General features: G+C 47.9%; 6 protein-coding genes. 4 read left to right on the top strand and 2 right to left on the bottom strand.

From position 1 onward, the window contains the following. Window positions 1-52 precede the first annotated feature (52 nt). Window positions 53-739 (top strand): response regulator transcription factor, encoded by a 687-nt coding sequence (locus GY843_RS18480; RefSeq protein ID WP_297311842.1) that lies wholly within the window; start codon window positions 53-55, stop codon window positions 737-739. Then, window positions 736-2,100 carry an ATP-binding protein gene (locus GY843_RS18475; RefSeq protein ID WP_297311839.1) on the top strand — a complete coding sequence of 455 codons (1,365 nt, stop codon included), beginning with the start codon at window positions 736-738 and terminating at the stop codon, window positions 2,098-2,100. The genes GY843_RS18480 and GY843_RS18475 overlap by 4 nt, the downstream gene beginning before the upstream one ends. Window positions 2,101-2,109: 9 nt before the next feature. Here the strand turns inward: GY843_RS18475 and argA are convergent, their stop codons facing one another. Continuing rightward, the gene (gene argA / locus GY843_RS18470; RefSeq protein WP_297311837.1) at window positions 2,110-3,447 is read right to left on the bottom strand and encodes an amino-acid N-acetyltransferase; all 1,338 of its coding nucleotides are present in this window, start codon (window positions 3,445-3,447) and stop codon (window positions 2,110-2,112) included. Window positions 3,448-3,585: 138 nt separating this feature from the next. Between argA and GY843_RS18465 the strand changes: the two genes are divergently transcribed. Both GY843_RS18465 and glnE read left to right on the top strand, forming a co-directional pair. Further along, complete coding sequence (locus tag GY843_RS18465) at window positions 3,586-4,725, top strand: inorganic triphosphatase (RefSeq protein ID WP_297311835.1); 1,140 nt, start codon at window positions 3,586-3,588, stop codon at window positions 4,723-4,725. A gap of 114 nt (window positions 4,726-4,839) precedes the next feature. Further along, window positions 4,840-7,737 carry a bifunctional [glutamate--ammonia ligase]-adenylyl-L-tyrosine phosphorylase/[glutamate--ammonia-ligase] adenylyltransferase gene (gene glnE / locus GY843_RS18460; RefSeq protein WP_297311833.1) on the top strand — a complete coding sequence of 966 codons (2,898 nt, stop codon included), beginning with the start codon at window positions 4,840-4,842 and terminating at the stop codon, window positions 7,735-7,737. Between the two features lie 65 nt (window positions 7,738-7,802). Here glnE and GY843_RS18455 read toward each other — a convergent pair whose 3' ends face one another. Beyond that, window positions 7,803-8,801 (bottom strand): branched-chain amino acid aminotransferase, encoded by a 999-nt coding sequence (locus GY843_RS18455; RefSeq protein WP_297311831.1) that lies wholly within the window; start codon window positions 8,799-8,801, stop codon window positions 7,803-7,805. Window positions 8,802-8,823: the final 22 nt, after the last annotated feature.

The raw sequence follows: 8,823 nt of genomic DNA, 5'->3' as shown, positions 1-8,823 counted from the left end.
TCGACATTCACAACGGCAAAGTACTCAATCTCTGACAGGGAGTGGCATAGACATGAAATTATTGGTTGTAGAAGATGATCCGGATCTGCGCCGTCAGCTAGTCAGCGCTCTGGAAAGTAAGAACTATACCGTTGAAGAAACCGAAGACGGTGAAGAAGCGTTGTATATGGGGCAAGAGTACCCCTACGATCTTGCCATCGTGGACTTAGGCCTACCCAAAATGTCTGGCATAGAGGTCATTAAAAAGTGGCGTGAAGAGGGTAAAGAATTTCCAATTATAATCCTTACGGCCCGCGGCGATTGGCAAGACAAGGTAGAAGGTCTGGAAGCTGGTGCGGATGACTATCTGGTAAAGCCATTCCATATGGAAGAGCTTAATGCACGCCTTAATGCACTGCTCCGCCGTGCCGCAGGACATGCCAAACCAGTACTTGAGTTTGGTCCACTCAAACTAGATACCACCGGCAGTGTAGTTTATCTCAATGATGACATAGTAAAACTGACCAGTTATGAATACCGTACGCTGGAATATCTGATTCTTAATGCAGGAAAAACCATATCCAAGAGCGAGCTAACCGAACACCTGTACCACCAGGATTTTGATCGTGATAGTAATGTTCTGGAAGTATTTGTACGTCGTCTACGTCAGAAGCTAGACCCTGATCAGACACTGCAACCGATCACTACCGTACGTGGTTTAGGTTACCGCTTCGCTTTGGATAACAAGGAAAAAGCGTGACCATAACATCTCCCCTGCGCTCTCTGCAGGGGCGATTACTGATCGCCTCCGCTGTTATTCTCCCACTGGTACTGCTGGTTGCAGGTTTTGCTCTAAGTAGAGCCTATCAGTACAGCTTGGAGAATTCAGTCCAGGAGAAACTACAGTTGCAGGTATACCTACTACTAGGCGCAGTTGACCTAAAAAAGGAACATATCCAATTCCCGGAACGTTTACCTGAACCTCGATACGATCAGACTGGCTCTGGCCTCTATGCAGCAATTCATGGACAGAAAGGCCAACTGCTCTGGCGCTCACTATCCTCTATTCTGCTGGATGACACTCAACTCTCCGAAGTAATCGAAAGCAGCAGTCTTGAAACTGGTGAACCCAAATTTGAGCACCTCGAGGACAAGCAGCTTTTCAGACATCAGCTCCGCATTATCTGGGAAGAGGAACAAAAAGAACGCTCCCTACTATTCACTGTAATGGAGTCCGATGCGCAGCTATTACGGGATGTCAGAACTTATAACCAACACCTTACGCTGTGGTTAAGTATTATCTTCCTCGTCGCCCTGCTAGCCCAGACTCTAATCTTACGCTGGGGTTTGATCCCCCTGCGCTATCTGGCCAAAGACCTCAAGTCGATTGAAGATGGTAAATCTGAAAAGTTATCGGGTAATTATCCAGAAGAGGTGGAGCCGGTCACTCATAACCTGAATGGTCTGATAGACAGCGAGCGACAACAACGAGAACGCTACCGCAACACTCTGGGTGATCTGGCACACAGCCTGAAAACGCCTTTGGCCGTCATGCGTGGCGCAAGCTCGGAAGAGCAATCCAGAGAAATTTATCAGCAACTGGTTGAAGATCAGGTAGAGCGCATGGACCAGATCGTACAATTCCAGTTATCCCGCGCAGTCAAAAGTCAGTCCAAACCTCTGGGCAAAGCGGTTGCTCTAACGCCAATCGTTGAACGTATGATGACAGCATTGAGCAAGGTTTACCGGAATAAGAACTTCACCACACAGACCTCCCTGACCCCAAATCTTATGTTTTTTGGTGATGAACGTGACCTGATGGAAGTACTGGGCAACATCATGGAGAACGCCTTCAAATATGGTGATAGCAAAGTATCAGTGAGCGGCGAAATCAAAAGCGGCTATCTAAAACTGTGCATCTGTGATGATGGTCCTGGGGTAAAACCAGAACTACGTAAAGTGATCCTACGTCGAGGTGAACGCCTTGATACATCCATTCAAGGGCAAGGAATTGGACTTTCCGTAGCAACCGATATTATCAGTAGTTACCAGGGTGAAATTGAAGTGAAAGATTCTCCGCTGGGAGGAACCTGCTTTGTAATTCGCTTCCCAGTTTCCTAACGCGAGCAATTAAAGCGTTTTGAAAAACACCTTGGAATTACGCTGCAGATTAAACAACGCCTTCTTCTCTCCCGGAAGCTGATCAACACTGTTTTCCACAAAACCCCGCTCAATAAACCAGTGAGCAGTTTTAGTCGTCAGCACAAACAACTTATCCAGATTCAGCTGTGAAGCCTGTTGCTCAATCGCCTGAAGTAACTGATCACCACGCTCGCCACCTTTGTATTCCGGATCAACCACAACACAAGCCAACTCACCCATTTTATCTTCAGCAAACGGGTACAGAGCAGCACCGCCGATCACCACGCCATCACGTTCGATGAGGGTAAACTGTTCAATTTCGTTTTCCAGCACTTCACGGGAACGACGCACCAAAGTGCCATCCTTCTCTAAAGGCTGGATCAGCTGCAGGACTGCACCAACATCTTCAATTGTTGCCTGACGCAACTGCTCATAGGATTCCTGCAAAACCATGGTACCGGCACCATCACGGGTAAACAGCTCGGCCAGCAAAGCCCCATCCTGTTTGTAACTCACCAGATGGCAACGCTTAACCCCTCCCCTGCACGCGGAAACCGCCGCTTCAAGGTTACGCGAAAGTTCGGTGTGAGCTTCTGAAGTGTCCTGCAACGAAGATAGATACTGAGCCACCAAACGCTCAGCTTTGCGCGCCAACAGTTCACTGCGCAACTCACTAGAGCTATCCATAACGCCTTTATCCGCACCAAATAGTATGAGCTTGTCAGCGTCCAGAGAAGTAGCCGCGCAGGTAGCCACATCTTCAACAGCCAAATTAAACAGCTCACCTGTGGGCGAATAACCCAGATGAGAGAGCAGAACAATATTGCCATCATCCAGTTGCTGTTTAATCGCATCACTATCTAAACGGCGTACTTCCCCGGTATGGGCCATATCCACACCATCAAGCACTCCCACGGGTTTAGCCGTAACGAAGTTACCGGATACCACTTTGATACGAGAACCCGCCATCGGCGTATTCGGCAAGCCAAGAGATAAACGGGATTCAATCTCCGCTCGAACGATAGCTGAAGCTTCAATAACACACGTCAGCGTATCCTGATCGGTCACCCGTAGATGGTGATGCAATTGCGAGCTAATCTGTTTCTGCTGCAAACGTTCACTGATCTGCGGACGTGATCCATGAACCAGAACCAGACGTACCCCCAGACTATTCAGTAGGGCGATATCATGCACGATGTTGGCAAAGTTTGGATCAGCAACGGCCTCCCCCCCCAGCATCAAGACAAAGGTATTTCCCCGATGTGCATTGATATAGGGAGAAGAGTGGCGAAACCAGTTAACGTATTGTTTTGTATCGTCGTTCACGGTATTTACAGGCAGTATTACTTCTTATATGGCTACTGTAGGCTTAATCTGATCAAAAGCCAAATACTGATTCGCAGAGCTTATTCACAGGCCACCTGTCACTGGGGTAGACTGATTGCCACCAAGCCACAAATAATAATGAAAGAGAACAATAAGATGGCCACGGAAGTAGAGCTTAAGTTAACCCTCAGCCCCCACTATGTGGAATCTCTGAAACTACACCCTTTTTTCCGTTCTGAGCAGATTAAAGAGCTGGGCTGCCAACAGCTGAAGAACACTTATTACGACACACCTGATCAGCTACTAACTCAACATCGTGTCGCACTGCGCATTCGAGAGAAAGGCGACAAACTAATCCAGACCCTAAAAAGCAGCGGCACTTCTGAAGCGGGACTGCATACTCGTCAGGAGTGGGAGTGGTTGCTGAAGAAGCCAGAGTTGGATTATGACCTTTTGCAAAAAGCGGAATGGCCTAAAGCGCTGCAAAATGAGAGCATTCAGGAACAGATTGAAGAGGTATTTACCACCGACTTCCAGAGAACCATATGGATTCTCGATACACTGGATAGTCAGGGTAATACCTTAAAAGCTGAGATCGCACTGGATCAAGGCTCTGTGCGCTATCTCGATCGAGAAGATCCTATCTGTGAACTAGAGATAGAACTCCTTGAAGGTGAAGGCACTGAACTGGTGAAATTCGCCATCGAACTAGCCCGCCGTATTCCACTCTACATCAGCGATATCAGCAAAGCTGAACGTGGTTACCGTTTGCACAATCCAGAAGCCTATAGCGTAATCCGATCACAACCAGAACTGGATAAGCAAGAAACACTTGAGAACATATTTGTACAGCTACTGGCCAACGAACTGAGTTTATGGCCACGCCTGTTTGAAGCCTGGCATTTCAACAGAGACTGGAACAACATCCATCAAGCATTGGAATCATTACGCAATATCGATGCTCTCTATGAAAGTTTCAGCGAGATTATCCCTGCAGAACCAGATGGAGTGATTAGCAAGCTGCTGATCAAACTGATTCGACAACTGAGAGATATGGATGCCTGGCGTCGTAGCGCCGAATTAACAGGTGCGGCCGATGAAGAATGGCATCAGAAACAAGCAGCTCGTGCAGCCGCACGTGTGGATGTCCTGCTGCAAACAGCTGAACCCGGAGTATTAGCTCTGCTTATATCGGAACAGCTTATCGAACGATCATGGCGCAAGCGCTGGAATGAACAACATCAACAGCAAGCCCAGCAACCCTTGCAACAAGCATGATCAAAATCACAGGTTGCTTAAGCAATCACTGATATGATTAAGAGGTCTGCCGTATACGAGCAAGTCATGCTTCGCAGACATCAAAAGGAAAAGTCATCAGGAGACAGCCTCTTTATGCTAACAGCGCAAACCGATCTACTACCAGAAGGCCTTCATTCGTTACTGCAACAGAACTGGGAGCAATTACTTCCTGTGATTGAACAGTTGCAGGAAGGACCAGATTCTCTGGCTGCGGATCTGACCCGAGTTGCTACAGGAAGTAACTTTGTTACCGAACAACTGAGTCGTAACCCGGATATGCTACCGGATCTGTTAAGTTCTGGTGATCTCTACTCCAATTATCAGGAAGGTCAGTATCAGACCAAGTTAAATAACCTGCTATCTGAAATAGAGACGGAAGAACAACTGCATAAAACCCTGCGTCAATTCAGGCAACGTGAACAGGTGCGCATAATCTGGCGTGACCTGACCCGAATGAATGATATGCGCACCACAACGCAGGAGTTGTCTTGGCTGGCTGATGCTTGCGTCGAACAAACAATGGATTGGCTACATGCGCAGGCGGCACAGCGCTGGGGCAACCCTATCGGACGCTACAGCAAAAAGCCGCAACGTATGGTTGTGCTGGGTATGGGCAAGCTTGGAGCCAACGAGCTAAACCTCTCCTCTGATATCGATCTGATCTATGTCTATCCGGAAAACGGTGAGACCGATGGCGAGAAAAAGAACCTTGAGAATCAGGAGTTCTTTATCCGTCTGGGCAAAAAGTTGATTCAGGCATTGGATAACTCCACTATCGATGGTTTTGTATTCCGTGTTGATATGCGCCTTCGTCCTTTTGGTTCAGCAGGACCTTTAGCGATCAGTTTCGATGCGATGGAAGGCTACTATCAGGAACATGGTCGTGAGTGGGAACGCTACGCCATGATTAAAGCCCGGGTAATGGCGGGTGATAAAGATGCCGGCCAGGAGTTGATGAGCATTCTGCGCCCGTTTGTTTATCGTAAATACATCGATTTCAGTGCCTTTGATTCTCTGCGCGAAATGAAGGACATGATTAGCCGCGAGGTTCGCCGCAAAGGGCTGAACAATAACGTCAAGCTGGGCTCCGGTGGTATCCGCGAAGTCGAGTTTATCGCTCAGGTATTCCAGTTATTGCGTGGGGGTCGAGATTCTCGCCTGCAGCAGAGAGAGCTTTGCAAAATTCTGCCGCTACTGCCTGATGCGGTAGGCATGCCACAACAAGCATCCGATGAATTGATGCAAGCATACAAATTCCTGCGTAACGCTGAGCACGCTATTCAAGCTGTAAACGATAAACAGACACAGGAACTACCTGATAGCGAAGAGGAACAACTACGCTTGGCCTTCAGTATGGGCTTTGATAACTGGCAGGCGTTTGCTGACCAGTTGGAAAGCTACCGAGAAGATGTTCGAAAACACTTCGCAGAGCTGATCGCTCCAACTGAGGAAGAGGCCAGCGATACTGAAAGCTGCTGCGATGAAACCTGGCTTTCCCTATGGAATGACGATTTGGACGATGAGCAAGCTCAACAATGCCTGAAAGAACAGGGCTTTGATGATGTAGAAGAGGCCTGGAAACAACTGTCAGATCTACGCAATTCTCGAACAGTTAAAATGCTGCAGCAGATTGCACAGGAACGTTTACTCGCAGTCTTACCAAAGCTCCTGCAGGAAGTATCCCAAACAGAGAATTCCAGCGAAACGCTGACGAGAGTTTTACAGCTGATTCAAGCGATCTTGCGCCGTTCCGCATACCTGGTTCTGCTGGCCGAAAACCCAACCGCACTGCAGCAGTTAGTAAAACTCTGCTCTGCATCCAACTGGTTCTCAGAGAAACTAGCGAAACAACCTATTCTTCTAGATGAACTGATCGATACCAGCTCGCTATACTCGCCACCTAATAAAGAACAGTTAAATAGCGAACTTCGTCAACAGCTGCTGCGCATCCCGGAAGAAGACACTGAACAGTTGATGGATGCTCTGCGCTATTTTAAGAGCGCCCATGCATTAAGAGTTGCTGCATCCGAGATTACCGGCGCCTTACCTTTGATGAAGGTAAGCGATTACCTGACCTGGACCGCGGAAGTGATTCTAGAAGCGGTAGTCGATATCGCTTGGCGCCTACTTACAGAGAAACACGGTTCACCACAGAAAACAGCCGGTGTTGCCTGTGATCCTGACTTTATCGTCATCGGTTATGGCAAGATGGGAGGTATTGAGCTCTCCTACGGTTCAGACCTGGATCTGGTGTTTATTCACGATTCTGATCCAAACCTGTTTACCGACGGTGATAAACAGATCGCCAACTCAGTATTCTTTACCCGACTAGGGCAAAAGATTATTCACATCCTGAATACATTCACCACTTCGGGACAGCTGTACGAAGTAGATATGCGTCTACGTCCATCAGGCAACTCTGGCCTACTGGTAAGCTCTCTGAAATCATTCCTTGATTATCAGCAGAAAGAGGCCTGGACCTGGGAACATCAGGCTCTTGTTCGTGCCCGTTTTATTGCCGGGGACATGCAGCTTAAAGATGGATTTGAGCAGGTCCGTGCTGAAATACTGGGACAACAGCGTGATGAAAAAACACTGCTTGAAGAAGTAGCCGAGATGCGAGAAAAGATGCGTTCACATCTGGGCAGCAAAAATACTGAGAACGAAGAAAATCCAGTATTCCACCTTAAGCATGATCGTGGTGGCATCGTAGATATTGAGTTCATAGTGCAGTTCCTGGTGCTTAACTATGCGCATCAATACCCAGATCTGTACGAATTCACAGACAACATCCGCATTCTTGATGCGGCTGAGAAAAATGCTCTTCTCTCCGCAGAGGAAGCTGAAACTTTACGAGAGGCTTATAAAGATTTCCGCTCAGTCGGACACCGCCAGACTTTGCAGGATCGCTCCAATACGATCTCTGATTCAGAAATGGTAGAAAGCCGAAGTGCTGTTGCAGCCATCTGGAACAAACTAATGGAAGGCTAACAGATAACAGACACAAAAAAGGCAGCTTGATAGCTGCCTTTTTTTATTTAAAAATCCAGGGTAATTTAAACGTCGGTCAACCAACCATGTTTATCTTCCGCACGCCCCCACTGGATATCATTCAGAGCCTTACGTAGTTTCAGAGTTGTCTCACCGATACCACCATTACCAACCTGATACTCCTCACCGTGGTAAACCATAGTGCCTACCGGTGCCAGAACCGCAGCGGTTCCAGACAGAGCAGCTTCGCAACCAGGCTTGGCAATACGTCCCAGCATCTCTTCAACAGGCAAAGTTCTCTCAGATACTTTCATGCCCAGATCTGCTGCAATAGTGAGAACAGAATCACGGGTTACCCCATGTAGGAAGCTTTCATCCAGATCACGGGTGATAACTTCATCACCATCAATCAACAGAAAGTTTGCCGCCCCGGTCTCCTGAATATCACCGTTCGGGCAGAACAGAACCTGATCGACATTATGCTCGGCCTTCGCTTTCATGGTTGGCAACAGAGCACTCGCGTAGTTACCACCACTCTTAATCATGCCGTTATGTGGCGCACAGCGCACGCCATTGTCTTCAACAAGAAGACGCAGGGCACGATCACCACCTGCAAAATAATCACCTACCGGAGATAGTAGTACGTAGAAACATGCAGTATCTGATGGAGCCGCGGCTTTACCGATTGCTGGCTCTGTTCCAAAGAGCGTTGGGCGGATATACATGGACCCCGGAGGAGCCGGCACATCCGATTCAAAGCGTTTAACGGTATCCAGAATCATCTTAGTGACAAATTCTTCGTCCAGCTCTGGCAAAGCCAAAAGACGAGCACTCTGCGCCATACGGGATACGTTACGATCAATTCGGAAAACTTTGATAGAGCCATCTTCATGACGGAAAGCCTTAAGGCCTTCAAAACATGTGCTGGAATAGTGCAGTACATGTGCACCTGGGTGCATCTGAATACTGTCACTAGGGACCATCTCAGGCGCACTCCAGCTAGAACCGTCAAACCAAGTGATTGACATTTCAGGCATAAAAACGGAGCCAAAAGCTGTAGCCATGAGACCTTCCTTAAAAAAATTA

Source organism: Neptuniibacter sp. (assembly GCF_024231755.1).
Lineage (GTDB): Bacteria > Pseudomonadota > Gammaproteobacteria > Pseudomonadales > Balneatricaceae > Neptuniibacter.
Note: the sequence above shows the minus strand (reverse complement) of the source record. Positions and strands in the feature narration are given on the sequence as shown.

Bases quoted from the DNA above. Each gene is read 5' to 3' on its own strand.
- GY843_RS18455 (WP_297311831.1), bottom strand. From the start codon at position 8,801: ATGGCTACAGCTTTTGGCTCCGTTTTTATGCCTGAAATGTCAATCACT.
- glnE (WP_297311833.1), top strand. From the start codon at position 4,840: ATGCTAACAGCGCAAACCGATCTACTACCAGAAGGCCTTCATTCGTTA.
- GY843_RS18465 (WP_297311835.1), top strand. From the start codon at position 3,586: ATGAAAGAGAACAATAAGATGGCCACGGAAGTAGAGCTTAAGTTAACC.
- GY843_RS18480 (WP_297311842.1), top strand. From the start codon at position 53: ATGAAATTATTGGTTGTAGAAGATGATCCGGATCTGCGCCGTCAGCTA.